Source organism: Achromobacter sp. 1011791174 (assembly GCF_059760925.1).
In genome coordinates, this window is record NZ_JCBANH010000092.1 from 1 (window position 1) to 26,267 (window position 26,267).

24 protein-coding genes and 2 pseudogenes are annotated in these 26,267 nt (G+C 68.0%); 6 read left to right on the top strand and 20 right to left on the bottom strand.

All coding sequences use genetic code 11. The features are described from left to right. The 6 genes from AC6LJ5_RS24310 to phoU all read right to left on the bottom strand — a co-directional run. Positions 1–937 (bottom strand): hypothetical protein (locus AC6LJ5_RS24310; protein ID WP_498141840.1); only part of this gene is annotated, 937 nt, incomplete at its 3' end. A gap of 35 nt (positions 938–972) precedes the next feature. Further along, positions 973–1,473: a hypothetical protein gene (locus AC6LJ5_RS24315; RefSeq protein ID WP_498141841.1), complete on the bottom strand. Its 501-nt coding sequence runs from the start codon at positions 1,471–1,473 to the stop codon at positions 973–975. Positions 1,474–1,490: 17 nt separating this feature from the next. Further along, positions 1,491–2,177 carry a pilus assembly protein gene (locus tag AC6LJ5_RS24320; RefSeq protein WP_498141842.1) on the bottom strand — a complete coding sequence of 229 codons (687 nt, stop codon included), beginning with the start codon at positions 2,175–2,177 and terminating at the stop codon, positions 1,491–1,493. A 21-nt stretch (positions 2,178–2,198) separates the two neighbouring features. After that, positions 2,199–4,424, bottom strand: a complete 2,226-nt coding sequence (locus tag AC6LJ5_RS24325) for a TcfC E-set like domain-containing protein (protein WP_233772863.1) — start codon at positions 4,422–4,424, stop codon at positions 2,199–2,201. Between the two features lie 153 nt (positions 4,425–4,577). Then, a complete protein-coding gene (locus tag AC6LJ5_RS24330) occupies positions 4,578–5,132 on the bottom strand; it encodes a CS1 type fimbrial major subunit (protein WP_103273604.1) in 555 nt (184 codons plus the stop codon). Between the two features lie 422 nt (positions 5,133–5,554). Beyond that, positions 5,555–6,280 (bottom strand): phosphate signaling complex protein PhoU, encoded by a 726-nt coding sequence (gene phoU / locus AC6LJ5_RS24335; protein ID WP_103273603.1) that lies wholly within the window; start codon positions 6,278–6,280, stop codon positions 5,555–5,557. A gap of 271 nt (positions 6,281–6,551) precedes the next feature. On the opposite strand from phoU, the gene AC6LJ5_RS24340 reads away from it, so the two are divergent. Continuing rightward, positions 6,552–6,875 (top strand): type II toxin-antitoxin system RelE/ParE family toxin, encoded by a 324-nt coding sequence (locus AC6LJ5_RS24340; RefSeq protein WP_392411723.1) that lies wholly within the window; start codon positions 6,552–6,554, stop codon positions 6,873–6,875. Further along, positions 6,872–7,201 carry an addiction module antidote protein gene (locus AC6LJ5_RS24345; RefSeq protein WP_498141843.1) on the top strand — a complete coding sequence of 110 codons (330 nt, stop codon included), beginning with the start codon at positions 6,872–6,874 and terminating at the stop codon, positions 7,199–7,201. The genes AC6LJ5_RS24340 and AC6LJ5_RS24345 overlap by 4 nt, the downstream gene beginning before the upstream one ends. A gap of 57 nt (positions 7,202–7,258) precedes the next feature. Here AC6LJ5_RS24345 and rpiA read toward each other — a convergent pair whose 3' ends face one another. From rpiA to AC6LJ5_RS24360, 3 genes are read right to left on the bottom strand one after another with little or no spacing between them, the layout of a single operon-like run. After that, a complete protein-coding gene (rpiA, locus tag AC6LJ5_RS24350; protein ID WP_103273600.1) occupies positions 7,259–7,936 on the bottom strand; it encodes a ribose-5-phosphate isomerase RpiA in 678 nt (225 codons plus the stop codon). Between the two features lie 42 nt (positions 7,937–7,978). Further along, the gene (locus AC6LJ5_RS24355; protein ID WP_498141844.1) at positions 7,979–9,643 is read right to left on the bottom strand and encodes an isovaleryl-CoA dehydrogenase; all 1,665 of its coding nucleotides are present in this window, start codon (positions 9,641–9,643) and stop codon (positions 7,979–7,981) included. 56 nt (positions 9,644–9,699) lie between these two features. Continuing rightward, entirely contained in the window at positions 9,700–11,229 is a 1,530-nt protein-coding gene (locus AC6LJ5_RS24360; protein ID WP_103273598.1) for an amidase, read from the bottom strand. 245 nt (positions 11,230–11,474) lie between these two features. Here AC6LJ5_RS24360 and AC6LJ5_RS24365 point away from each other — a divergent pair, with 245 nt between their 5' ends. Both AC6LJ5_RS24365 and AC6LJ5_RS24370 read left to right on the top strand, forming a co-directional pair. Next, a complete protein-coding gene (locus tag AC6LJ5_RS24365; protein ID WP_498141845.1) occupies positions 11,475–11,756 on the top strand; it encodes a ribbon-helix-helix domain-containing protein in 282 nt (93 codons plus the stop codon). A gap of 83 nt (positions 11,757–11,839) precedes the next feature. Further along, positions 11,840–12,070 carry a type II toxin-antitoxin system RelE/ParE family toxin gene (locus AC6LJ5_RS24370; RefSeq protein WP_498141848.1) on the top strand — a complete coding sequence of 77 codons (231 nt, stop codon included), beginning with the start codon at positions 11,840–11,842 and terminating at the stop codon, positions 12,068–12,070. Between the two features lie 92 nt (positions 12,071–12,162). Here the strand turns inward: AC6LJ5_RS24370 and AC6LJ5_RS24375 are convergent, their stop codons facing one another. Beyond that, a complete protein-coding gene (locus AC6LJ5_RS24375; RefSeq protein WP_498141849.1) occupies positions 12,163–13,545 on the bottom strand; it encodes a DNA recombination protein RmuC in 1,383 nt (460 codons plus the stop codon). A 161-nt stretch (positions 13,546–13,706) separates the two neighbouring features. On the opposite strand from AC6LJ5_RS24375, the gene AC6LJ5_RS24380 reads away from it, so the two are divergent. After that, positions 13,707–14,414, top strand: a complete 708-nt coding sequence (locus tag AC6LJ5_RS24380) for a YrbL family protein (protein ID WP_392411730.1) — start codon at positions 13,707–13,709, stop codon at positions 14,412–14,414. Between the two features lie 65 nt (positions 14,415–14,479). On the opposite strand, the gene AC6LJ5_RS24385 is transcribed toward AC6LJ5_RS24380, so the two are convergent. The 10 genes and pseudogenes from AC6LJ5_RS24385 to AC6LJ5_RS24430 form a co-directional block, all read right to left on the bottom strand. After that, positions 14,480–15,208 carry a DNA-3-methyladenine glycosylase gene (locus AC6LJ5_RS24385; RefSeq protein WP_392411732.1) on the bottom strand — a complete coding sequence of 243 codons (729 nt, stop codon included), beginning with the start codon at positions 15,206–15,208 and terminating at the stop codon, positions 14,480–14,482. Between the two features lie 12 nt (positions 15,209–15,220). Then, entirely contained in the window at positions 15,221–15,577 is a 357-nt protein-coding gene (locus tag AC6LJ5_RS24390) for an arsenate reductase (RefSeq protein ID WP_103273594.1), read from the bottom strand. Beyond that, positions 15,574–16,383 carry an ABC transporter permease subunit gene (locus AC6LJ5_RS24395; RefSeq protein WP_392411734.1) on the bottom strand — a complete coding sequence of 270 codons (810 nt, stop codon included), beginning with the start codon at positions 16,381–16,383 and terminating at the stop codon, positions 15,574–15,576. Before AC6LJ5_RS24395 ends, AC6LJ5_RS24390 begins: the two co-directional genes overlap by 4 nt. After that, a complete protein-coding gene (locus AC6LJ5_RS24400; protein WP_392411736.1) occupies positions 16,380–17,300 on the bottom strand; it encodes an ABC transporter permease subunit in 921 nt (306 codons plus the stop codon). The genes AC6LJ5_RS24395 and AC6LJ5_RS24400 overlap by 4 nt, the downstream gene beginning before the upstream one ends. Positions 17,301–17,322: 22 nt before the next feature. Continuing rightward, a complete protein-coding gene (locus AC6LJ5_RS24405) occupies positions 17,323–18,450 on the bottom strand; it encodes an ABC transporter ATP-binding protein (protein WP_392411738.1) in 1,128 nt (375 codons plus the stop codon). Between the two features lie 6 nt (positions 18,451–18,456). Next, a complete protein-coding gene (locus tag AC6LJ5_RS24410) occupies positions 18,457–19,560 on the bottom strand; it encodes a polyamine ABC transporter substrate-binding protein (RefSeq protein ID WP_103273590.1) in 1,104 nt (367 codons plus the stop codon). 167 nt (positions 19,561–19,727) lie between these two features. Next, positions 19,728–20,417, bottom strand: a pseudogene (locus AC6LJ5_RS24415) (3-deoxy-D-manno-octulosonic acid kinase); the annotation flags it as partial. After that, positions 20,308–21,978: pseudogene (locus AC6LJ5_RS24420) on the bottom strand (dihydroxyacetone kinase family protein); the annotation flags it as partial. The pseudogenes AC6LJ5_RS24415 and AC6LJ5_RS24420, both read right to left, overlap by 110 nt. A gap of 231 nt (positions 21,979–22,209) precedes the next feature. Continuing rightward, positions 22,210–22,626: a group II truncated hemoglobin gene (locus tag AC6LJ5_RS24425; protein WP_498141846.1), complete on the bottom strand. Its 417-nt coding sequence runs from the start codon at positions 22,624–22,626 to the stop codon at positions 22,210–22,212. Next, positions 22,626–25,157: an ABC transporter permease gene (locus AC6LJ5_RS24430; RefSeq protein ID WP_392413826.1), complete on the bottom strand. Its 2,532-nt coding sequence runs from the start codon at positions 25,155–25,157 to the stop codon at positions 22,626–22,628. The genes AC6LJ5_RS24425 and AC6LJ5_RS24430 overlap by 1 nt, the downstream gene beginning before the upstream one ends. A gap of 103 nt (positions 25,158–25,260) precedes the next feature. Here AC6LJ5_RS24430 and AC6LJ5_RS24435 point away from each other — a divergent pair, with 103 nt between their 5' ends. After that, on the top strand, positions 25,261–26,235 hold the full coding sequence (locus AC6LJ5_RS24435) for a TRAP transporter substrate-binding protein (protein WP_498141847.1): 975 nt from the start codon (positions 25,261–25,263) through the stop codon (positions 26,233–26,235). Positions 26,236–26,267: the final 32 nt, after the last annotated feature.

Genomic DNA, 26,267 nt, shown 5'->3' on the forward strand with positions numbered 1-26,267 from the left:
TGGGCGTCAGGCACGTCCGCCCGCTCTTGCCCAACGTCAACGGCAGTCCATTGATACTGGGCAACGCCATCGGCGCGCCGCCCCCCGTGAAACTCAGCGTATACGGAACCGTCTCGCTGCCATCCGCCGCATTCACCATCAGGAACTTGTTATCGGCCACGCCATTGCGGCTGCTTACGCTGATCAGGTATTTGTCGTATTCGATGTACTTGGCGTCATAGGCAAAGCACAGCCGCTGCGCGTCGGTGGCGAAGGTTTGCGTCGCTTCCTTGCCCCGCTCCAATTCGCCCAGGTCCCAGTCCGGCGCCGTCACCTTGATGTCGGTGGTGACCGGCGAGGGCGGCGGCTTGGTCGGATCGATGGTTCGGCAGCCCGACATGTTCGGGCCGATGTACAGCGCGCCGGTTCTTGAGAGCACGGGATCCCCATCCGTTGTCATATTCGCCGCCTGCACCGAGACGGCCGGCCAGTAGTTCAACGTGCCCATGTATAAATCGGCAGTGACCTTGGCGGTGAATGCCGCGGCATTCATCCAGTGCGCTCTCGGGTAGGCTGGAACCGCAAACTCCACCGTGAAGTCGTCGACTCTGTTCCAGTTACTGCTTTGACTGCCATTGATCGACACGACGGTAGCCGCCGGGAACGTCGGCTTGGCCGCTGCATCGTATGCATAAATGGCTATCCCCCGGGACAAGAACGTCCTGCCAGCCACATTCCCGGACGCGCTCTTGAAATCAACGGTGAAGCTGACGGTAAGCCGATCGCCGCTCCAGATTATGCGGCAGTCGCGGTAGCTGCCGTCGATAACGTCGGCAGCGTAAGTGGCAGCCCATGCCGACCGATCCGCGAACAGGCACAGCGCCGCCAGCACAACCAGCGACAAGCGCCGGCGAGCGACGGCACACGACGCCAAGCACGAAAAAATCCTAGGCTTCATAGATGCACTCCGATTTATGGCGACGACAATCACGGTTAGCGCGCCGGCATCTGATAGATCAACACGCCATAGCCGATGCTCACCACCAGCGGCGCAGCCATCGCCCGGGTCGGATCCGGTTCCGCCAACAGTTTTTCCCGGGGCCGAAATGTCACCCGCCAGACCTGCGGAGTGTCCGGGCGCGCCAGTTCCTTCATCGTGATCGGCGCCCGCTGACCCGGCGCCAGCGCCAGGCGCACGGGCGCCACCAGCAGCGTCGGATTGCGCACCTCGCCAATTGGCGTCAATTCCTCGGGCTGCTCGCCGGGATTGCGCAGCAGGCGCTGCTCCACATCCAGATACAGCGTGGTATCGCCGGCATTCTCGGCGTACAAGCGGCTGGTCCGGCCATCGCCGCGCAGCCAGATCTCGGCATGGGACAGCTTGAGCACGCCCGCCGCCATGCCCGCCGCTGGCAACAGCGCGCAGCACAACGCCGCCAGCAGAACCAGCCACAGGCCACGTCGCGACGCATCGGGCAGGGTCGTCATCGCCATTTCACGTTCCGCGTCGGTCAGGGACACGCCAGCGAGCGCGACTCGCCGTTCTCGGTCCAGCGCAGACTGCCGTCCGCGATGCGCTGCGGCACGCCAGGAAACAAGGCCAGACTCCGCGCCGTGGCGGACTTGCCCGCCTGCGCATCCGGCAGCACCACGCGCACGGTGCCGGTGTTCTCCAACACCATTTCGCGACCCTCGCAGCGGTGCGTCCAGCCCGTGGTCTGCTTGGCCACCGGCGGCATGTGGCGCACCAGCACCCCGTAGCCGATCGCCACCGACATCGGCGCGGTGATCTTGTCCTGCGGCGCCTGCTCCACCTGCATGACCTTCGCCGGGATCACGTACAGGCGGTACAGCGCCTCGGCAGTGGGCTCGACCAGCGACTTGAGCGCGATCTTGCGCGACTGCCCCGGACCCAGCGACAAGCGGTCGGGATGGGCCAGCAGGCCGGGGCGCTCGATCTCGCTCAGCGGCACCTTGCGCTCGTGCTCCATGCCGGGGTTTATCACCTGTTGCAGCGCGATGTTCAGGTACAGCGGGCCATCGCCCACGTTCTTGACCGTCACCGCGTAGTCGTGCCCGGGCACGACCTGCAGGCTGGCCGGCATCACCATGAGTTCGCCCTCGGCGCGCGCCTGGCGCGCGGCCGGCAGCGCCATGAAGGCTGCCAGGGCAAGAAAGAAAATCGATCGTAGCGTCATCTAGAAGAGTCCTTTGTTCGGTTACTCGCAGCGGTAGCGGCCGTCGCTGCCTCCGTCGGACAGGTCGCAGACGTAGCTCCTGCCGGCCTGCTGCACGGTGATCTTGGGCAACACGGTCTTGGCCGATATCGAGAACAGGCCGTTCGGATGGGCCGTGTCGCCGGTTTCGAGAATCCGGCCGCCCACCGGCTCGCCGTCCGGCCCGGTCAGCAGGCCGCTGTAGACCATGTTGATGTCGACCTTGGCCTGGGCCGGATAGACCTGGCCCGGGTGCGCGCGCACGATGTTGGCCGGCACCTCGATGTTCATGTCCAGGCCATCGTTGCCGCTGACCACGCGGGCGAAGGACACGTCGTCGTACATGCCGAGCGGTACCGCATAGGTGCCGCCGCCGGCCACCGGATGGCCCTCGACGTTGAAGCCGTAGTCCGTGCCGGACACCTCCGGCGTCTTGAGCAACAAGGCGCTGCCGCCGCCGCTATAGCGTCCCAGGGCAAGGCCGTCGGCGCTGGCCGCGACCATGCCGCGATAGTTGAAGTCCGCGCTGGTGCTGCGGCCGTTGTGGCCCAGGTTCAGCGACGTGTCGCCACGCGTGCCGGAACGGCTGCCATAGGCCGTCAGGCTGGTCTCGCGATCCTGGCGCGTCACGGTCGTGCCCAGCGACGTGGAGCCGTAGCTGTCCTGGAAATCGCGGCGGTAGTCGCCGCTCATCTGGGTCTGCCCGCCATACTGCGCCGCGCGGAAGCTGGCCTGCGTCTTGTCCAGCGTCCAGGTCATGTTGAAGTAGACGGCGTAGCCGCCGTCGCGGCTCATGTAGCCGCCCTTCTGCACCCCCAGCGCGAAGGTGGACCACAGCCCGTTGGGACGGTAGTTCCAACGCACTTCGGCCTGATGGGTTTCGCCGAAGGGCTGTTTGTAGTAGTTGTAGCCCAGCGATACGCCGCGCACGAGATGGCTGTACGACACGCTGGTGCTGGGCGAACCCCAGTAAAAGCGCGATACATCGTTGTTCAGATAGCGGCTGACCCAGAGACTGCCCAGGGTCGGATCGCTCACCTGCAGGTTGGCGTAGCCGCCCTTGCCGCGCTCGCCGGCCAGCACGCCGACGGTCGGCGTGATGTCGGTCTCGCCGAACTTGGAAGGACGGGTCAGGTTCACTTCCGTGGCCCATTCCGAGCGCTGGCTCCGAACCACGGACCCGTTCAGGTAGAACTGGCTCAGGTTCCGGCTGACCGAGGCCTGCACCAGGTTTTCACCGGTGTTCATCTCCTGGCCCACCGTGACGTGCCAGGAATTCTGGCCGCTGGCGAAGTTCAGGTTATTGATGTCCCGCGTTTCGCTGTTGAGTACGTTGCCGTTGCGGTCGACCAGGCGGATTTCCAGCGGGTAGTAGCCGCCGGGCAGGTCCAGATAGCTGACCTCGTTGCGCCCCAGCGTGGCCGGCCGCTTCCACACCAGGCGACCGTTGCGGTAGAACTCGTAGTTGCCCTCGGCCGTCGCATACAGCACCAGCGAGCCGGCGTTGCGCTGATTGCGCAGATTGTCCTGGCTGCCTATGGTGACGAAACGGTCGAAGCTGGGAGTCAGCACGGTGCTGACCGAGCCGGACGCGTAGTCGATGCTGTTCTGCTTGCCCGCCCGCACATAGGTGCCGGAGAAGTTCTTTTGCAGGTAATACGACGACAGCCCCTGGTTGCTGGTGCTGCGGCCCTGCGTGCGGCTGCGACCGCCATACCAGCTTGCGTAGCCAAAGCTGCGCCCGGGCAAACCCAGCCAGGTATTGCCATAGACGTTCGCGCTGCGATAGCCGTCCGACGAGCCGCGCAGGTCGATGGCGTGGCTGCTGACCAGCCCCACCGACGTGGACGGCGCCAGGTAATCCGACCGCGAGCTGCGAATATCCAGCGTGCGACGCACCTTGTCGACGGTGACATAGTGGCCCGCGACCTGCATGTCGCAGCCATTGACGCACTGCTTGTAGTCGATCCTGGACACGACGTTGCGGATGGCGTTGATCTCTTCCACCGAGATGCCATTGGCCGCGTACAGCTCCGCATCGAATCCCAGCGCCGCCCGCTTCTGCGAATAGTTGACCAGGCCGGGCAGCGTTTTACCGTCGTAGGTCGCCACATAGCTGGCCGTGTTGTCCAGCTCGATCTCGCTGAAGCCTTCCGGCACGCCGTAGCTGACGACCGCCTGCGCATGCGCGCGCCCGGGGACGATGACCGAAAGGCACGCCCACGCCATGCATAGCCGAGAGGAAGTCTGTCGTACAGACATGCTGATATCGCCTGGAATACCCAGAAGGACTCACGGGAGGAAGGGAGAGAGAACGCGCGGACCCCGATGCGAGACCGGGGTCCGGGAACGGGCGCATTGCCGCGCCCGAGGCAGTGCGACTTACGGGGTCGGGGTGCCAGAGCCGCCGGAACCGCCGGTGCCGGTCGCGGCAACGGGTTCGAACACCATGACCAGATCGCCGCTGTAGCTACCGTTGGTATCCGGGCCGCCGGTGGTCTTGGTGGGCGCGTCCACGTGGACGGTGACGTTGTGGACTTCATCAAAGCCGTCGGCGGTCGTCGTCACCTGCTTGACTGTCAGCGCCGAGCCAAACTTCACCTCGCCGGTGCCAGCGCCGGACGTGAGCGAAACCTTGGCGTTCTTCATTTCGTAGACGCCGTTGGTCATCTTCAGCGGCTGCTGCAGCGAGACCTTGAAGTCCGAGTTCTTGGTCCAGACGCGGACAGGCAGCGTCTTGGAGAAGGATTGCTGACGATAGTCGGCGGCCTCGAGTTCTTCCGTGCCGTACCAGGTGGCGCCATCCGCCTTGGAAACGAAGATGGCGTCGTTGATCTGGGCCGTCAGGGTGATTTTCTTGGACACGTTGGCGGCATTGGCGACGCCAACCGCTGCCACGCCCAACCCGATCGCGAGAATGATTTTATTGAGTTTCATAGTGAACCAGCCAAAGGTTGAAGTTGTTCCTTGCCACGAGGCAAGGAGCAACCTGACCGGGTAGCTGGGTAGCATCCCGATTCAGGCAGTCGCTATGATGGGGAGACTTAAATGGAATTTCTTCGAGAAATTTCTTAATTGAAAAGTTCGAAAATACAACTGCAAAAATCAATAGAAAAGGCAATGGATTAATGATCAGACTTACGCTGAATCATTAATACAAATATCCAAGAAGTCTTAATAAAGCCGCCTGCGACAGGCGTCCGCGCACCGACTGGCGCACGACGCTGCCTCCCCTTCGGCGACATGCGCCAAGCCGGAAATGAAAAACCCCTGGAGCCCACGCTCCAGGGGTTTTTTCGGCTTGCGCCAGACGATCGGGAATCAGGGCCGAGGCCGGCTGACGCCAGCCCCCGCGCGCTTTACTCGGCCTCGTTGCGTTCGTCTTCCTCGCCGCGCGCCAGGCGCTCGGTGTTCTTCACGCCGGTGTGGCGCACATCCGCGCCCTTGACCATGTAGATCACGCGCTCGGACATGTTCTTGGCATGATCGCCGATGCGCTCGAGCGCGCGGGCGATGAAGATCATGTCGATCGAGCGCGAGATGGTGCGCGGATCCTCGATCATGTAGGTGATCAGGTGACGCAGCGCGCCCTTCCATTCCTTGTCGACTTCCTTGTCGCTGCGCACCACCGCGGCCGCCTGGATCGGATCCAGGCGGGCGAAGGCGTCCAGCGCCTGGTGCAGCATGGTGCGCACATTGGCGGCCATGTGACGCAGCTCGATGACGGGGAAGTGGCGCAGCTCGCCTTCATGGATGCGGCGCGCGACGGTGGCGACCTTCTCGGCCTCGTCGCCGGAGCGCTCCATGTCGGTCAGCATCTTCGACACCGCCATCAGCATGCGCAGGTCGATGGCCGTGGGCTGATGCCGGGCCAGGATGCGACTGATGCTCTCGTCGATCTCGACTTCGTGACGGTTGACTTCCTTTTCCCGCTCGCGGACCTTGTCCACCAGCGCCATGTCGCCGCTGGCCAGCGCGTCGATGGCTTCCTGGATCATGGCTTCCACCACGCCGCCCATCTGCAGGAACTGCGAGCGGACGTTTTCCAGATCAGCGTCGAACTGCTTGTTTGTGTGCTCGGTCATCCGGGCTCCCTGCGTGGTTGGTTTCATTGCATTGCCCCGGAAAGTAAGCGTTTTCGTGATGGGCCTGCACAGCCCGCAAGGTTATGACCCATGTGTGACAGGATTATGAACACCCCGGCAAACCGCTGCAAGGAAGGCATTACGATCCTTGGACACGCCTGCGCCCGGCGCAAGCGTCCAGGCTGCGCTTCCCCACTGATCCCGGGCCTCGCCGGCTTGCCCACCGGTGGCTCTCACCCACAAGGAGTAGCTTTCAAGCTACAATCATACCATGCTGGAATTGCTGCGCTATCAGCGCGAGGATGGCGGCGAACCCTTCTCCGCATGGCTCAATACGCTACGCGACAAGTCGTCCCAGGCCCGTATCCGGGTGCGCCTGCGGCAGCTCGAAATGGGCAATTTCGGCGACTCGCAGCCGGTGGGCGCGGGCGTCATCGAACTACACATACATACCGGAGCTGGCTATCGCGTCTACTGCGGCCGGCACGGCAAGGCTGTCGTCTTGCTGCTGTGTGGCGGAGACAAAGGCAGCCAGGCTGGCGACATCAAGGTCGCCCAGGCGTTGTGGCAGGAATGGAAACGGAGGCAGGCATGAGCAAGCTCAAGGGCGCGGTATCTCACCACGCCGCGGAAGTCGCCGAACTGCGAGCGGATCGCCAATTGGCCGTCGAATATCTCAAGGCCGCCCTGGAATCGCTGGACGACCCCGACGACCGGGCCGCGGGCCTGCTCGCCCTGCGCACCGTAGCCGAAGCCTACGGTGGCCTGGCCGTCGTCGCGGCGCAAGCCGGCATCAGCCGCGAGTCCCTTTACCGCACGCTGTCGCCCAATGGCAATCCCACATTGAAGACGCTGCTGGCGGTGCTCAAGACCCTGGGCCTGCGCCTGTCGGTCGAGCCCGAAAAACAGGCGTCCGCTTGAGCCGGCGCGCCATGCCTGTCGCCCACAGCCGCGCAAACGCAGCCGTGGGGGAAATCATCAGGCGCGATCCAGCCGCCGGATGCCGTTCTGCGTCGCCAGCAGCGCCACGTCGGCGCCGGGCAGCGCGAACAGACCGCAAGTCACCACGCCGGGCAAGTTGTTGACGCGGGCTTCCAGCGCCGGCGCGTCGGTGATGGACAGGCCGGACACGTCCAGGATGATGTTGCCGTTGTCGGTCACGAAGCCTTCGCGCAGGCGCGGCTGGCCGCCCAGCGCCGTCATGGCGCGGGCCACGGACTCGCGCGCCATCGGAATCACTTCCAGCGGCAGCGGGAACTTGCCCAGCGTCTGGACCAGCTTGGATTCGTCGGCGATGCAGATGAAGCGCTCGGCCACCGAGGCGACGATCTTCTCGCGCGTCAGCGCGCCGCCGCCGCCCTTGATCATGTGCAGGCCGGCGTTGATCTCGTCGGCGCCGTCCACGTAGATCGGCATCGAGCGCACGTCGTTCAGGTCCAGCACCTTCAGGCCATGCCCCGCCAGGCGGGCGGCGCTGCGTTCCGAGCTGGCCACCGTGCCGGCGATGCGGCCCTTGAAACGGGCCAGCCCGTCGATGAAGAGGTCGGCGGTGGAGCCGGTGCCCACGCCGATGATGGCGTCCGGGCCGGCGACCTGTTCAACGAATTCCAGGGCCGCGTCGGCGGCCTGCTGCTTGAGTTCTTGCTGGGAAAGCATGGCGTTCCAAATGGGTAAGGCGGTACGGGGAAGTAGGGAAATTTAGCATGCGACGGCGTCCGGCCAGGCGCGCGCCAGGATGGCGCGGACATCGGCGCCGGCGGGCAATTCGCCGAAAATGCCGCCGCCCGCCGCCAGCCGGCTGCCCACGAAGGCGTCCGCGACGGCGGCCGGCGCGTGCTGGATCAACAGCGCCGCCTGCCACAGCCGGGCCAGCCCGGCGGCGATGCGGCGGGCCTGGACCTCGGCCTGCGCCGGGTCGGCCAGGCTGGCGCGCCATTGCGCCAGCGCGGCGTCGTAGTCGCGGTACTGGCCGGCGGCCGCGTCCAGCTCGCGCGCCAGCGCGGGCATGCCCTCGGGTTCGCGCTGCAGCGCGCGCAGCACGTCCAGCGCCATGACGTTGCCCGAGCCTTCCCAGACCGAATTCACCGGCGTCTCGCGGTACAGCCTGGGCATGGGACCGTCTTCCACGTAGCCGTTGCCGCCCCAAGCCTCCAGGCACTCGGCCACCGCCGCCACGGCGCGCTTGCAGACCCAGAGCTTGGCGGCCGGCGTGCCCACGCGCGCCAGCGCCCGCGCGCCGGGGTCGGCGCGCTCGTCGACGGCGCGCGCCAGCCGCAACGCCAGCGCCATGGACGCCTCGCTCTCCAGCGCCAGGTCGGCCAGCACGTTGCGCATCAGCGGCTGCTCGGCCAGCGGCTTGCCGAAGGCCTGGCGATGACGCGCGTGATGCGCGGCCTGCACCAGCGCCTGGCGCAACAGCGCCGCGCTGCCCAGCACGCAATCGAGCCGCGTGGTGGCGGCCATTTCCAGCAGCACCGACAGGCCGCGGCCCGGCTCGCCCACCATCACGCCCCAGGCGTCCTCGAACTCGACCTCGGCGCTGGCGTTGCTGCGGTTGCCCAGTTTGTCCTTCAGGCGGCGCACGCGCACGGCGTTGCGCGGCCCGCCCGGTATCCAGCGCGGCACGAAGAAGCAGCTGGGCCCCTCGTCGGCCTGGGCCAGCACCAGGTGCGCATCGGCCTGCGGCACCGAATAGAACCATTTGTGGCCCACCAGCTGATAGGCGCAGCCGCGCCCCGGCGCGCCCAGCGGCGTCGCCCGCGTGCTGATGGCGCGCAGGTCCGAACCGCCCTGCTTTTCGGTCAGGCCCATGCCGATCAGCGCGCCGCGCTTGGCGGTCAGCGGCGCGTCCGCGCCGTCGAACTCGCGCGAATACAACGCGGGCAGCCAGTCGCCGCCGAAGTCCACCACGCCGGCCGGTTCGCGTTGCAGCAGCGGCACGGCCGCGAAAGTCATGGTGGTCGGACACAAGGTGCCGGCCTCGACCTGACCCTGCATCAGGTAGGCGGCGGCGCGCGCGGCCTGGGCGCCCGGCGCCGGCTGCGCCCAGGCACGGCTGTGCAGGCCGCGCGCCACCACGCCACCCATCAGCAGCCGCCAGGAGGGATGGAATTCGATCTGGTCGACGCGATGGCCGCCGCGGTCATAGCTGATCAGCCTGGGCGGATGGCGATTGGCCTCGTCCCCGGCGGCCAGCGTCTGCGCCCGCCCGAGCCAGGCGCCATGGGCGGCGAGGTCGCCCTCCCAGGCCGCCGCGCCTTCGCGCGCCACCGCCGCGCGCAGCGCGGGATCCGTCTCGTAAAGGGAATAGTCCTCCAGGGGCGGAACCTGGTTGAACACGGTATGCGTCGAAAACGATGCCATGATCTCTCCCTGTTGCCGTGGGCGGGCGCGGCGCGCCCGCTGCCCCGGCCTTGCCGCTAGCGGGCCATCGGCGCCACCCGCTGCCATGGTTTGACGGCCTCGACCTGCGCCGCCAGCGCCAACAGCAAGGCCTCGCTGCCCAACGGCCCCATCAGCTGGATGCCGATGGGCAGGCCATCGCGCGACAGCCCGAAGGGAATGGAGATCGCGGGCATGCCGGTCAGGTTCGCCAGCGGCGCGAAGGGCGAATAGCCGATCACGCCCTTCTTGCCCAGACGGTAGGCCAGGTAATCGGCGTTGTCCATGGCGTAACGGCCGATGGCGGCGGGCAGGCCGGCCAGCGTTGGCGACAGGAACAGGTCGTAGCCCTGTCCGTCGCGCCGGTCCAGGAAACGGCCGACGCGGCGCGTGATCTCGTGGCAGGCGTCGACGCAGGACACGTACTGCGCGCCCGAAATGTTGCGCGCGTACTCGCGCGCGCCCAGCGTGGTGGGCTGGAGTTCGTCGGCCGCCAGGCGCCGGCCGCGCGCGGCGACGAAGGCGTCGATGGCATTGGCCGCGGCGCTGGCGATCAGCGGCAGCATCGGCGACAGGACCTCTTCCGAGCCCACGGGCGGCGCGGCGGTCTCGAGTTCGTGCCCCAGCGAGGCGAACAGGCTGGCGGCCTCGGCTACCGCGGCCGCGACTTCCGGATCGATCGCGTCGCCTTCGTAGGTCGTGTTGAGCCAGGCGATGCGGCGCGGCGCGACGGCGCGCGGATCCCGCGCCGCGTCCGCCACGATCGCGCGGAAGGATTGAGCGGGCAAGGCCGGCGCGGCATAGGGCGCGCCCACGTCGGCGCCGGCGCTGATGTCCAGGGCGGCGGCGCAGTCGCGCGCCGACAGGGTCATCATGTGCTCGGTGGCCAGCCCGCCCCAGCCTTCGCCCTTGAGCGGGCCCAGCGGCATCAGGCCGCGCGAGGGCTTCAGGCCCAGCACGCCGCAGCAGGACGCGGGAATGCGGATCGAGCCGCCGCCGTCGCTGCCGTGCGCGATGTGCACCATGCCGCTGGCCAGCGCGGCGCCCGCGCCCCCGCTGGAACCGCCGGCGCTATGACCGGGCTTCCAGGGATTCTGCGTGGGCGCGCCGTAGACCGGCGATTCGGAAGTGGGGCTGAGCCCCAGCTCGGCGCTGGTGCTGCGGCCAAAGGGAATCAGGCCGGCGCGGCGGTAGCGGACGACGATCTCGGCGTCCACGTTCCACTCTACCTGGCCGTACAGCACCGAGCCCATGGCGCTGGGCAGGCCCAGCGCGGCCGTGCCCAGGTCCTTGAGCAAGGTCGGCACGCCCAGGAACGGACGCTCGGCCAGCAGGGCGCGCCGCCCGTCCCGCGTCAGGCCCGCCAGTTCCTCGTCCGTCCTGGCGGCCAGGCTCAGGCCCAGGTCTTCCCGCAGTCCGCAGACCGCGTTGATGTCGGGATTACGCGCGGCGACCCGCTCCAGGGCCTCGCGCATGGCCTGGCTGGCCGTGGTCTGGCCATCGGCGATGGCCGCGGCCAGCCCGGTCGCGTCGAGGGAAGAAGGATCGTGGCGTTCAGCGGTGCCCATGCTTGCGATGCTCCAGATATCGACGGCGGATTGCCGCAAGCATGAGGATATCCACTGTATGGCGGGGCAACAAGCTACCTCCCTTCCATGGCACGACGGCTGGACGCGAAAGTTGGACACGACTCGGCAAGGGCAGCGATCCCTATCACGGGAGGCGACCGTCCCCATCGGGCGGGCGGGTCCCAGCCCTGGATTTGTCATACGCGAAGTAGTAGGATTTAATCCTACTAGATTAAGGAACCCCCATGCGTACCACACAGCAGATGAGCATCACCCTGCCCAACGAGATGGCGGACGTCGTGAAGTCCAAGGTTCGCGCCGGTGAATATGCCAGTGAAAGCGAAGTGATTCGTGATGGGCTCAGGGCTTTGATGGCGCGAGACCGCGTCATCGAAGCCTGGCTGCGCGAGACGGCGATTCCCGCGGCGTGGGCCTTGAAAGACGATCCCGCCCGGGCACTCTCGGCCGACCAGGTCCGCGAACACCTCGAGACGCGCCGCAAGACCACGCAGGGAACCCGGGAGTGAGCTATGCCGTCCTCTTTTCCCCCGAGGCGCTTGAACAACTCGAAGGCATCGAAGACTAAATAAGCCACGCAGGATCGCCCGCGATTGCCGCGCGGTATGTGGATGCGATCGTCGCCAGTTGCATCAAATTGGCCGATTTCCCCATGCGCGGACGCCGCCGGGACGATCTGATGCCAGGTCTTCGCATCACCAACCATCGCGGCCGCGCCGTCATCGCGTTCATGGTCGACGAGCGCCTGCGGACCGTCTCGGTCATCGGCGTTTTCTATGGCGGCCAGGATTACGAATCGGTCCTTGAAGAGGACGAAGACTAGCGCCCAGCCTCAAGCGGCAGGCCCGGTCCGGACTCCGGATTGCCGCATCAGAGCCCGGTGCGCGAGGCGTCTGTCCCCGCCTGCCGATCGCTTCACCTGGGCCCGGGATCTTCCCGTTCATCCGGACTGGCGGACACACTGGATTCGGCGGCATCGTCCAATTCCTGCCCGCCCAGCACCAGACGCGCGTCGGCCTCGGGCAAGGCTTCGACGCTCTTCAGGTTGCGCAGCATGGCGCGCGTGCGCACCTCGGTCTGGCCGATCTTGTTGCTGGCGTTGTCCAGCGTCTTCTTGACGCTGGCCAGCGCCTCGCCGAACTTGCCGAACTCGGTCTTGACGGCGCGCAGCACCTGCCAGACCTCGGACGAGCGCTGCTCGATGGCCAGGGTGCGAAAGCCCATCTGCAGGCTGTTCAGCAAGGCCGCCAGATTGCTGGGGCCGGCCACGTTGACGCGCAGGCCGTGCAGCCGGTCCAGCAGCCCCGGACGCCGCAGCACCTCGGCATACAGGCTTTCGGTGGGCAGGAACATGATGGCGAAATCGGTGGTGTGCGGCGGCGCCACGTACTTGGCGGCGATCAACCGGGCCTGCGCTTCCACCGCCTTGCCCAGCGCCGCGCCGGCCGCGCGCGCGCCCTCGGCGTCGGCCGCTTCCTGGGCATCCATCAGGCGCTCGTATTCTTCCTTGGGGAACTTGGCGTCGATCGGCAGCCAGACCGGCGCGCCGCCCGCCCTGCCCGGCAGGCGCACGGCGAATTCCACGATCGCGTCGCTGCCCGGCACCGGCTTGATGTTGCTGGCGTACTGGTCCGGCGTCATGTTGTCTTCGATCAGCCTGGCCAGTTGCACCTCGCCCCAGGTGCCGCGCGACTTCACGTTGGTCAGCACGCGCTTGAGATCGCCCACGCCGGCGGCCAGCGCCTGCATTTCGCCCAGGCCCTTGTGCACTGCCTCCAGCCGCTCGGAGACCAGCTTGAACGATTCGCCCAGCCGCTGTTCCAGCGTGGCGTGCAGCTTTTCGTCCACGGTCCGGCGCATCTCGTCGAGCTTGGCGCCGTTGTCGGCCTGCAGCAGTTGCAGGCGCTGGTCGACGGTGGCTCGCACTTCGGACAGACGGCGCTCGTTGATCTGGATCAGCCCCTGCAGCTGCTCGCCGAAACCGGCGGCGAAGCGGGCCAGCGATTCGGCGGACTCGGCGCGGGCGGCCTGGGCGTCGCGTCCCAGGCCGGCGCGCAGCTCATCCTGGGCCTGCCCCAGCTCCGCGCGCAGGGCGCGGGCCGACTCCGCCAGTTCGCCGCGCAGGCCGCGCTGGCCCTCGGCGATGTCGGCGCGCAGCGCGCGCTCGGTGCGTTCCAGCCCTTCGAGCAGCGCGTCCAGGCGGGCGGGGCCGGCGGACGGGCGCAGGCAGGCCGCGAGGCCAAGCAGGCAGGCCAGCACGGCGCCACCGGCCGCGACCCAAAGCAGGATGTCATTCAAGGTCAAGGGACTCGCCTCCAAAACAGGGATTTTAGGATGCGGCCCGGTATTTTGGCTCTGGACGGCCCTGGATAAAAAGCCAGCCCCGTCAGTCGGGTATGCCTGCCTGCTCCGCGCAACAGCATTAAACTGTTAACAATCTGCATGAGCACGCAACTGTTTTGAACTCCGCCGATCTTCCATCCTGTAGCAACCCAGTCTCGTTTCAATCGATCTTCGGTCCCCTGAACCTGGACGCGGAATCCCCCCTGGCGGTCGGCGGCGACCGTCACATCTTCCAGCACCCGAACGCCCCTTCCCTGCTCGTCAAGGTGATGGACATGAAGGCGCGCGCCCGCTACCTGCAAGCGCGGCCATTCAAGCGCTGGTACAAGCAGTATCAGCGTGAAAGCGCCTACCGCGTCTACCTGAACGAGATCACCGAATACGTCAACACCACCACCCGCCCCTCCGGTGTATGGCAGGTGCCGCTGGCCCGCATCGTGGGCGTGGCGCAGACATCGCTGGGGCTGGGGCTGCTGGTGGAGAAGATCACCGACGACGCGGGCGGGATCGCGCCCACGGTGGCGAGCCTGGCGCGCCAGGGCCGGCTGGACGAGGCCCTGCGGGCGCGGCTGGACGAGTTCTTCGAGGATCTGGCCGACGCCCATGTCGTGCTGCATGACGTCTCGCCCTCCAACATCGCCTGCGGCCGCAACGCCGACGGCAAGCCCGGGCTGTACCTGATCGACGGCTTCGGCTCGCTGCCCCTGATTCCGCTGTACGCCTGGAGCCGGCGCCTGAACCGCCGCCGCGTGCGGCGGAAGTACGCCGAGATGCTGGCCTCGATGGAGCGCCGGGCGCGCGTAGCCACAGACCGCTCCGCCTGAGACGGCGCTTTCGGCAGTGCCCTGACCTCAGCCGGCGCCTGGCGCGCTGAACAGGGCTGCGCCCGCTACGCCCCGCCCGGCGGTGGCAATTCCCTGCCCCGCCCATCCACCCAGACGTAGTCGCGACCCGCGACCTGGCCGCGCCGCAGCGGGTTGCGGGTGCAGAACGCGGCATAGGCCGGGTCCACATAGCGGTATGGCAGGTGCTCGTCGCGGCCGGCCGGAATGCCCAGCCGGGCACAACGGATCAGGGCGGCGGGACGCTCGCCCACGTCCTCCACGTACAGCGCCTCGGGATCGAAGCGGCGCGCATCCCAGTCAGGCACCTTCAAGCCCAGGGCGCGGCACAGCAGGGTCTGGCCGGCGCACAGCTTGTGCGGCGGACGCGCGCGCCCCGCCGCGTCGGGATTGAGCGCCTGCATGCGCGCCAGCGCCTCTGGCCCCGAACGCGCGTCGACCCAGGGATGGCCGGACTTGATCAGCACCGCGTTGCCCGGCCCGGCGGCGCTGAAGTTCAGCGAATCGCCGCCGCGCGCGTAGTACATGTAGATGACGCCGCCGTCCATGAACAGCGCGCGCCGCTTGTGGGTGTAGCCCAGCGAGGCGTGGCTGCCCTTCTCGGCCTGATAGTAGGCCTCGGTCTCGATGATGCGGGCCGAGAGCCACAGCCCGTCGACGCGGTGCCGGATCACCTTGCCCAAGAGGTCGCGCGCCAGCTCGCGGGCGTCGCGGTCGAAAAAAACATCGGGCAGCGCCGCTGCGGCGCTGCCCGATGGAATTGCCTTGCCGGCCATGGCGCTGCGCGATCAGGCGAAGCGTTCGCCGTAGCGCTTTTCGCTGAAACCGACCGTGACCTCGCCGTCCGGCGTGACCGTGACCGGGCGGCGCACCAGCGCCGGGTACTCGGCGATCAGCTGGGTCCATTGCGCGTCGGTGCTGGCGGCCTTGCGCTCGTCCGGCAGCGCGCGCCAGGTCATGGACGTGCGGTTGACCAGCTTTTCCCAGCCGCCCACCTTGCCGGCCCAGGCCTTGAGCGTGGCGGCAGCCACCGGATGATCGCGGTAGTCGACGAAATCATGCGCGACGCCATGCGCGCTCAGCCAGTCGCGCGCCTTGACGCAGGTGCTGCACTTGCTCAAGCCATACAAAGTCGTTGATTTCATTTGAATTCGGTCTCTTTGCGCGATTGCAGTCGGTTAGCCAGGATCACGCAGGTGCCCACCGCCAGGATGAACAGCGTGGCCAGGGCGTTGATCTCGGGCTTCAGGCCCAGCCGCACGCGCGAGAACACTTCCATCGGCAGCGTGCTGGAGCTGGGGCCCGACAGAAAGGACGCCAGCACCACGTCGTCCAGCGACAGCGTGAACGACAGCAGCCAGGCCGAGGCCAGCGCCGGCGCGATCAGCGGCAGCGTGATCTTGAAGAACACCACCAGCGGCGTGGCCCCCAGGTCCAGCGCGGCCTCTTCCAGCGAGCGGTCCAGGTCGCGGATGCGGGTCTGGATAACCACGGCGACGAAAGCCATGCACAGCGTGACGTGGCCGACCCAGATGGTGAACATGCCATTCTCGGCGGGCCAGCCCAGATGGCCGCGCAGTTCGACGAACATCAGCAGCAGCGAGATGCCCAGCACCACCTCGGGAATGACCAGCGGCGCGCTCAGCATGCCCACGTACAGCGTGAAGCCGCGAAAGCGCCCCATGCGGGCCAGCACATAGCCGGCCCAGGTGCCGAGGATGACCGCCGCCGTGGCCGTCAGCGCGGCGATGCGGAACGACAGCCAGGCCGCGCGCAGCAGCGCGTCGTCGTTGAACAGCGAGTGGTACCAGCGCATCGAGAAGCCGGTCCAGGACGTGACCGCCGGCGACTCGTTGAACGAGAAGACCATCAGGCTGACGATGGGCACATACAGGAAGAAATACCCCAGCCCCAGCGCGAGGGCGCGCAGCGTCTTGTTGGGACCGTTCATTTGCGCCCCCCGCCGGCCTGTTCCTGCTGCTTGACCTGGTTGTACTGGAACAGCGCCAGCGGCACCAGGAGCAGCAGCACCATCACGCAGGTCACCGCCGAGGCCATCGGCCAGTCGGTGTTGTTGAAGAACTCGTTCCACATCACGCGGCCCATCATCAGCGTGTTGGCGCCGCCCAGCATTTCCGGGATCACGTACTCGCCCACCGCCGGGATGAAGACCAGCATGGCGCCGGCGATCACGCCCTGACGCGACAGCGGCACGGTGATCTGCCAGAACGCCTGCCAGGGCTTGGCGCCCAGGTCATAGGCGGCTTCCAGCAGGCGCAGGTCCATCTTCACCAGCGTGGCGTACAGCGGCAGGATGAAGAACGGCAGATAGGCATAGACCATGCCGATATAGACCGCCAGGTCGGTGCGATAGATTTCCAGCGGGCTGGAGATGATGCCCAGGGCCTGCAGCAGGTTGTTGAGCAGGCCGTCGTTGCGCAGGATGCCGACCCAGGCGTACACGCGCAGCAGCAGCGAGGTCCAGAACGGCAGGATCACGCCCAGCAGCAGCAGGTTGCGCACCGAGGGCGACGAACGCGCGATGTAATAGGCGATCGGATAGCCGATCAACACGCAACAGAGCGTGGTGATGGCGGCGATCTTGACCGAGTTCAGATACGTGGCGAAGTACAGGCTGTCCGTCAGGAGCAGGATGTAGCCGCGCAGGTGCAGGCTGAACTGCACCGCCTCGTCCTTGAATTCGGCCAGCGGCGTGTATGGCGGCACGCCGAATTGCAGTTCGGCGAAGCTGATCTTGAAGACCAGCAGGAACGGCACCAGCAGGAACACCAGCAGCCAGGCGAACGGCGGCACCACCGCCAGCGTCTTGCCTGAAGGCAGCCAGTCGCGGGGAGAAAAGCGGCTCATGGAATGGACCTCCGCGCCGCGCTCAGGACGACAGCACGGTGGCGCTGTCGGCGTCCCAGCTGACGAAGATCTCTTCGTCGATGCCGGGCGCGTCCATCTGTGCCAGCAGCAGGCTGGGCACGCTGGCCTCGACCATCGTGCCGGAATCCAGCCGGATCTGGTACAGCGCGTAGCTGCCCATCCAGGCCATGTGGCTGACCATGCCATGCGCCCAGTTGTAGTCGCCCTCGGGCTGGTTGCGCGACACCACCAGGCGCTCGGGCCGGATCGACACGTGCACGTCCATGCCCAGCGGCTCGCTCACGCCGTGACTGACGTACAGCGGGCGCGTCAGCTCGGCGCACTCGATGGCGACGTGGTCGGGTTCGTCGACCACGATGGTGCCGGTGAACATATTGGTCGAGCCGATGAAGCTGGCGACGAAGCGCGAGTTCGGGAAGGCGTAGACATCCTGCGGCGTGCCGCATTGGACGATCTGGCCATCGGTCATGACGGCCAGGCGATGCGCCATGGTCATGGCCTCTTCCTGGTCATGCGTGACCATGATGCAGGTCACGCCGACCTGCTCCAGGATCTTGACCAGCTCGATCTGGGTCTTCTGGCGGATCTGCTTGTCCAGCGCCGACATGGGCTCGTCCAGCAACAGCAGCTTGGGCCGCTTGACCAGGCTGCGCGCCAGCGCCACGCGCTGCTGCTGCCCGCCAGAGAGCTGGTTGGGCTTGCGCCGCGCGTAGCCGGCCATCTGCACCAGGTCCAGCGCCTCGAACACGCGGTCGTGGATCTCGGCCCGGGGCACGCCTTCCTGCTTCAGGCCGAAAGCCACGTTGGCCTCGACCGTCATGTGCGGGAACAGCGCATAGGACTGGAACATCATGTTCACGGGCCGGCGATACGGCGGCGTGCTGGTGATGTCCTCGCCGTCGAGCAGGATCTGGCCCGAGGTCGCTTCCTCGAAGCCCGCCAGCATGCGCAGCAAGGTCGACTTGCCGCTGCCGGAGCTGCCCAGCAGCGCGAATATCTCGTTGCGCTTGACCGACAGGTTGACGGAACGCACGGCGACCACGTCGCCGAAAATCTTCACCACGTCGGCGATCCGGACGAACTCGTCCGGATCGGCCGCGTGCTGCGCCGAGTAACGGCTATCGCTCATGATCGCTTATCTTCCGGACTTCAGCTCGGCCCACATGCGCGTTTGCAGGCGTTGGACGTTCAAGGGCTGGGCCTTGATCACATAGAGGGTCTTGGACACCTCGGGCGACGGGTAGATCATGGGATTGTCGGCCACGTCCTTCACCACGTACTTGCGCGCCTCTTTGTTGGCGTTCGGGTAGAACATGGTGTTGGTGATGGCCGCGTGGACCTGGGGCGTCTCGATGTAGTTGATGAACGCCAGGGCCTCCTCGGGATGCGGCGCATCCTTCGGGATGACCATCAGGTCGAACCAGGCCGGCGCGCCGCCCTTGGGAATGAAGTAATTCACTTCATAGGACTTCTTGGCTTCCTGGGCGCGCTTGCGGGCGATCATCACGTCGCCCGAAAAGCCGTAGACCATGCACAGGTCGCCCACGGCCAGCTCGTCGATGTAGCCGGACGAGCTGAACTGGCGGATGTACGGGCGGATCTGCTTGAGCAGGTCCAGCGCGGCCTTGTAGTCGTCGGGGTTGGCGCTGTTGGGATCCTTGCCCAGGTACTTCAGCACCGCCGGGAAGACCTGCGCGGCCTCGTCCAGCATCGAGATGCCGCATTCCTTGAGCTTGGCGGCGTTCTCGGGCTTGAACAGGATGTCCCAGTTGCCCAGGTCGACGTTGTCGCCCAGGATCTGCTTGACCTTGGTGACGTTGTAGCCCAGGCCGTTGGTGCCGTAGCCCCAGGGGATGGCGTACAGGTTGCCCGGGTCGACGCTGGCGACCAGCGCCATCACGTCGGGATCCAGGTACTTCCAGTTCGGGATCTTGGACTTGTCCAGCTTCTGGAACAGGCCCGCCTCGATCTGGCGGGAGGCGTAATGCGTGGACGGGACAACGACGTCATAGCCGGACTTGCCGGCCAGCAGCTTGGCTTGCAGCGTGTCGTTGCTGTCGTAGACGTCATAGCGGACCTTGATGCCGGTTTCCTTCTCGAAACCCGGGATCGTGTCCGGCGCCGTGTATTCGGCCCAGTTGTAGACGTTGACGACCTTGTTCTGCGCGACCGCCGGCGTCGCGGCCGCCGCGACCAGCATCGCCCCGAGCGCCCAGCGCATTCCCGCCCCTAGTTTCATATACGAACCCCCTTGCCCTATGCGTGTATTTCAGGAGTGCCAAAAGGCGCAATGATAAAGCTTTTTAACGCGGACCTCCCCAACTTTGGGGGGCTTTTTGCCGCAAATCGGGGGACGATCGCCTCGTCTGCGCCCCATCGGCCCCGGACGGACGGCCCTCGCCCGCGTCAAGGCTGGATGCCCACGCCCCACGCCGTCCAGTAGCTGTCGCGCAGCTTGAGCCAGAAGCGCTCGCCGGCGTCCCCCGCCACCTTGTTCAGCGAACGCCGCAGCCGCTCCAGGTTGCCCTGGCGCTGGCGATCGGACAGCCGTCCCTGGATGCCCCGGTCGAAATCGATGAGCCAGACGCGGCCCTCGCCGCCGATCAGGATGTTGAACGCGTTCAGGTCGGCGTGCCAGACGCCGGCCCGGTGCATGCGGACGATGGCCGCGGCCACCGGCTCCCAGAGCGGCTCGGCCAGCATCTGGGCCAGCGGCTTCACGCCGGGAATGCGCTCGACCAGGATGGCGGCTCGGTAGACCGGCCCCTGGCGCCAATAGGCGGCGGCCAGCGGCGCCGGCACGTCCAGGCCCTGACGTCGCATGGCGGCCAGCAGCCGATATTCGCGGAAGCTGCGCGTGCGGTCCTCGCCGGCCCACAGATAGCTGTCGCGGCTCAGGCGGGCGATCATGCCGCCGCGCCGGTAGCGGCGCAGCACGCCCTGCCAGCCCTCGCCGTGCACGAACCAGGCGGCCTGCCGCCCGCCGGCAGCCCACGGCCACGGCGCCGCCGTCCGGCGCACGGACGGCGCGCGCGCCCAAATCGCTGGCGCGGCCGGCGCGCGGCGCCATGGCGGCGGTCGCCTGCGCGCCCTGCTCCGCGGCCTCGACCGCCGCGGCGAAGGCGACGGCCGGCGTCGCGCCCTGGGCCAGGCCCTGCTCGAAGGCGGCGGCGGCCGGGAACAGCGCATCCAGCATGGTCCGGTCGCCGGCCTTGGCTCCGCCCAGGTCGCTGACGGCCTGCACGGCATCGCTGAACGCACCGGCCCAGTCGCGCGCCGACGGCTGCGCGCCTCGCGCCAGCCGGCGCGAGGCGCGCAACAGCGCGGTGGCGTAGAACGGGCCGGAACTGCCGGCGATGGCCTTGCGCAGCGCGCCGCCCAGCGCGGCCAGCGCGCCGGCCGGATCGGCCAGGGCCGCGTCGGGCACCGCCAGGATGGCGTCGGCGGCGCGCTTCATGCTGGCGCCCAGGTCGCCGTCGCCCGCCAGCGAATCCAGCTCGGTCAGCGTCGGCTCCTTGGCGTGCAGCGCCGCCGCCGCCGCGACCAGCGCCGGCTTCAGGGCGGCGATCCAGCGCTGGCCGGCGGCGTCGGGCGCGGCCTGGGCCTCGCCCTGCTCCATCGCCGGCGCGGCGACGTGGATGTCCTGGTTGACCCGCCCGCCGCCCGGCCAGGCGCGCGCGCCCGTGGCCGCGTCCAGCAGCGCCAGCCGGCCGTCGTCCACGCGCAGCACCGACAGCGAGCAGCCCGGCATGTCCAGCGCCGACAGCAGCGTGCCCGACCAGGCCCGCTCGACGGCGATCCCGCGCGCGGCCAGCTTGTCATAGGCGGCGCGCATGACCACGTCCAGCTCCATCTGCGGCGTGGCGCCCAGGCCGTTGACCAGCAGCGCGACGCGCGCGCCGGCCGCCAGGCCCATGTCCTCGACGATGTAATCCAGCAGGGTCGCGGTCAGCTGGTCGGCCGGCAGCATGGCGCTGCGCTCGACGCCCTTCTCGCCGTGGATGCCCAGGCCCAGCTCGATCTCGTTGTCGGCCAGCGTGAAGCCGGACTTTTCCGCGCCCGGCAAGGTGCAGCCGCCCAGCGCCACGCCCATCGAGCCGAGCTGCGCGGCCGCCGCGCGCGCGGCCTCGGCCACTTGCGTCAGCGGCAGTCCGGCCGCGGCGGCGGCGCCGGCGATCTTGTGCACCAATACGGTGCCGGCGATGCCCCGGCGGCGTTCGCGCGGCGTGTGCCGGCGCAGCGACACGTCGTCGGCGACGATGGCGATCTCCACCGGGATGCCCTCGGCGCGGGCCAGCTCGGCGGCCAGGCCGAAGTTCAGCCGGTCGCCGGTGTAGTTCTTGACGATCAGCAAGGCCCCGTTGGGCCCGGCCGTGGCGCGGATGGCCGCCAGCACGGCATCGGTGGACGGCGAGGTGAATACCTCGCCGCAGACCGCCGCGCTCAGCATGCCTGCGCCGACATACCCGGCGTGCGCCGGCTCGTGACCGGAGCCACCGCCGGAAATCACGGCCACGGGCCGCCGCTCCGCCGCCGGCAGATCGCTGCGCACCAGCACATGCTCATCGCCCAGGATGGCCGTCCCCGGCGCCTGCCGCGCCGCGCCCTCGAGCATTTCCCGCACCAGTCCGGACGGATCGTTGATGAGTTTCTTCATTGTCGGGCCACCTCAAAAATGAAAAGGCTCTCGCAAAAGAGCCATGAACCCACGCAGGATACCGGTTTCACCCCATCGACGGTTTCACCCCATCGGGATGCCGCGGAGCCGGCTTTGCCGGTCCGCAGGCATGCCCCCTGGGGGGATGCGCGCGAGCGCTTCGGGGGGGGACTTCTCCTCCGGTCCGCAGGCATGCCCCCTGGGGGGAAGCGCGTGAGCGCTTCGGGGGGGTCACTTATTCCGCATCCAGTCGGCCACGCCGTAGAAGGACTCAAGCAGGCGATCGACCAGCGCGGGCTCGATGCCCTCGTCCTCCAGCGCGCGCCCCATGCAGGTCACCCACTGATCGCGCTCGACCTCGCCGATGGAAAAAGGCAGATGGCGCGCGCGCAGCCGGGGATGGCCGAAACGCTCGATGTAGTGATCGGGGCCGCCGAAGTAGCCGCACAGGAACCAGAACAGCTTGTCGCGGGCCTCGTCCAGGCTGGCGCCATGGGCGGCGCGCAGTTCCTTCAGGTCCGGCTCGATGTCCATCAGGTCGTAGAAACGGTCGACCAGGGCGCGCACGCCGGGCTCGCCGCCAAGTAGATCAAAAATGCTGCGGGTAGTATCCACGGGTTCGCTTATCGAATGGACGCGGGACGTCATCAGGTTTCTCTCAGGGTGACCAGGGGCGGGGTGCGCAGCACGCCGCGCAGGGCCAGGGCGCCGCCGCCCCAGGCGCCGAGCATGCCAGCGCCGATGCCGGCCAGCCACGGCCAGAGGCTGAGGGTAATCGCAAAGTCGAACACCAGGGTTGATAAAACCCAAGCAATCGCGCTGGCGCCGGCGGCCGCCAGCAGCCCGGCCAGCCCGCCCACCGCCCACAGCTCGATGCGCTGCGAGCGCGCCAGCTGGCGCCGGGTCGCGCCCAGCGCCCGCAGCACGGCGGCCTCGCGCATGCGTTCGTCGCGCGTGGCGGTCAGCGCGGCGGCCAGCACCAGCACGCCTGCCGCCAGCGTGAACAGGAACAGCAGCTGCACCGCGCGCCCCACTTCGTTCAGCACCGATTGCAGTTGCCGCAGAATGGCGCCCACGTCGAACACGGTCAGGTTGGGAAACTCGCGCACCAGCGCCGGCAGGACCGGCTCCTTGCCGGGCGGCAGGTAGAACGAGGTGATCCAGCTTTGCGGCATGTCGGCCAGCGCGGCCGGAGTCAGGATGGCGAAGAAGTTGACGCGCATGGTGTCCCAGTCCACCCGCCGGATGCTGGTCACGGCGGCCTCGACCTGCTGGCCGGCCACGTCGAACAGCATCTTGTCGCCCAGCTTGATGCCCAGCGTCTTGGCCAGGCCCGACTCCAGCGAGACCTCGTCGGCGCCGGGCGCGAGCCAGCGGCCCTGTTCGATGCGGTTGGACGAGGGCAGTTCATCGCCGTAGGACAGGTTGAATTCCCTGTCCACCAGCCGCTTGGCGCGCGGTTCTTCATAGTCGTCCGGCCCCACCGGCTTGCCGTTGAGGGCGATCAGTCGGCCGCGCACCATGGGCGCCAGGCTGACGCGGCCCAGCCCTTCGCGCGCCAGCGCGTCGGACACGGCCTGGCGCTGCTCGGGCTGCACATTGATCAGGAAACGGTTGGGCGCGTCCGGCGGCAGCGTGCGCTGCCAGCCCTGGATCAGGTCGGTGCGCGTCATGGCCAGCAGCAGCAGCGCCATCAGGCCGATCGCCAGCGCGCAGACCTGGGTGATGGTGGCGACGCGGCGCCGCACCACGCCGGCCAGGGCGAAGCGCAGGGACGGCAGCCCGTTGGCCACGCGACGCAGGCGCGACAGGCCCAGGATGCAGAGCCAGGCCACCAGCGCGAACACCAGGAAGGCGCCCAGGAAGCCGCCCGCCACCACCGCCCCCAGCCGCGCGTCGCCGGCGAACCACCAGATCAGCAGAGCGAAGCCCGCCGCGCCCAGCCCGTAGCCGGCGGCGCTGCGCGCTCCCAGCGTGTCGGCGTCGCGCCGCAGCACGCGGGCCGGCGGCACATGGCGCAGCTGCGCCAGCGAGGGCAGCGCGAAGCCCAGCAGCAGCAACAGGCCGGTCAGCAGACCCTGCGCCGCCGGCACCGCCGAGGGCGCGGGCAGGGTCGTGTCGATCAGCGAGGCCAGCACCGCCACCAGGCCCTGGTGCACGGCGAAGCCCAGCAGACAGCCAAGGGCCGACGAGAACAGCCCGACCAGCGCGAATTCCAGCGTCAGCATGCGCGAGACCTGCGACTGCACCGCGCCCAGGCAGCGCATGACGGCGATGCCGTCACGGTGCCGCGCCATGTAGCGCCCGGCCGCCAGCGCCACCGCGACGGCCGAGATCAGCACGGCCAGCAGCGCCACCAGCGACAGGAAGCGCTGGGCGCGGTCCAGCGTGCGGCGCACCTCGGGACGGCCAGATTCCAGCGTCGCCAGCTTCTGGCCGCGCTTGAGGTTCTGGCCCAGCCAGCCGGCATAGCCGGACACGGCCTCGGGCGGACCGGCGACCAGCAGCGCGTAGCCGATGCGGCTGCCCGGCGCGATCAGGCCGGTGGCCGGCAGATCGCTGGCGCGCAGCAGCACGCGCGGCGCGACGTTGACGAACTGCATGCCCCGGTCGGGTTCGTAGCTCACCACCCGCTCGATGCGCAGGCGCGTGTCGCCCACGTTGAGCAGGTCGCCGATCTTCAGATTCAGCAGCGACAGCAGCTGGCCGTCGACCCAGACCGCGCCCTCGGAGGGAATGCCGCGCGCCGGCGCGTCCGGCGCGAACGGCCCCTCGGCCACGCGCAGCGCGCCGCGCAGCGGGTAGCCCGGCTCGACGGCCTTGAGCGCGGCCAGCTGGGCGCCGTCGCCCGCGCTGACCATGGACGGGAACTGCCAGGTGCGCGATACCTCGAGCCCGCGCTGGCGCGCCTGCTGCAGGAAGGCGTCCGGCACCGGCTCGTCGGCGTCCAGCACCAGGTCGGCCCCCAGCATCTGGCCGGCGTCGCGCTCCAGCGCCCGGCCGACCCGGTCGGCCAGGAAGCCGACGCTGGTCACGGCGGCCACCGCCACCACCAGCGCCAGCACCAGCAGGCGCAGCTCGCCGGCGCGCGCGTCGCGCATCATCATCCTGGCGCCCAGGCGCAGGGTGGACCAGAAACCGGCGCGGCGCGCCCGGGAGGCATCAGGGAAATCCATCATCGTGCAATCTTACCCAACGGCCGGAATGGGGGCCGAATCCCGCTATCATGCGCTACTGCGGCGCAACGCCGCGACAAGAACATATCGAATACTGGAGAAGACAATGCGCAAATCCTGGCTTGCAGCCACGATCCTGGCCGCCTGCGGGGCGGTCGCTTCCCTGCCCGCCGCGGCGCAGAACACCCTGAAGATGGCCTACGCCCTGTCGACCTCGTCGCACTACGGCGCCGGCGCGGACGCCATGGCCAAGTCCATCGAAGCCTCGACGGGCGGCAAGTACAAGGTGCAACAGTTCGCCAACAGCGCGCTGGGCGGCGAACGCGAGGTCATCGAGGGGCTGCAGATCGGCACCATCGACCTGGCGATCGTTTCGACAGGGGCCACCCTCAATTTTGTTCCCGAAACCGGGGTTTTCGATATCCCCTTCCTGCTGCGCGACCTGCCGCACGCCCGCACGGTGCTGGACAGCAAGATCGGCCAGGACATGCTGGCCAAGTTCCCCAGCCGCGGCATCATCGCCCTGGCCTGGGGCGAACAGGGCTTCCGCCACCTGACCAACAACGTGCGCCCGGTCAAGACGCCGGCCGACGCCAAGGGCCTGAAGATCCGCACCACGGAAAACCCCATCCACATCGCGGCCTTCCGCCAGATCGGCATCCTGCCGACCCCGATGGCCTGGCCCGAAGTGGCCACCGCCCTGCAGCAGGGCACCATCGACGGCCAGGAAAACCCGCTGTCGGTCATCACCTCGGCCAAGCTGTCGCAGATGCAGAAGCACCTGGCGCTGACCGGCCATGTCTACGGCCCGGCGCTGGTGCTGATGTCCGCCAACGTCTATGAAGGTCTGTCGGCCGCCGACAAGGCCAACTTCGACAAGGCCGGCAAGGAATCGGCCCAGGCCATGCGCGCCTACGTCGACAACATCGAGAAGACCGGCGTGGAGCAGCTGCAGAAAGAAGGCATGCAGGTCACCGAAGTGGACCGCGCCGCCTTCGCCGCCGCCGTCGAGCCGGCCTACCCCGAGTACTACAAGAAGTACGACAAGAAGCTGATCGACGCCATCCGCGACACCAAGTAAGCACGGCGCGCCGGCGCGGACAGGCGCGGGAC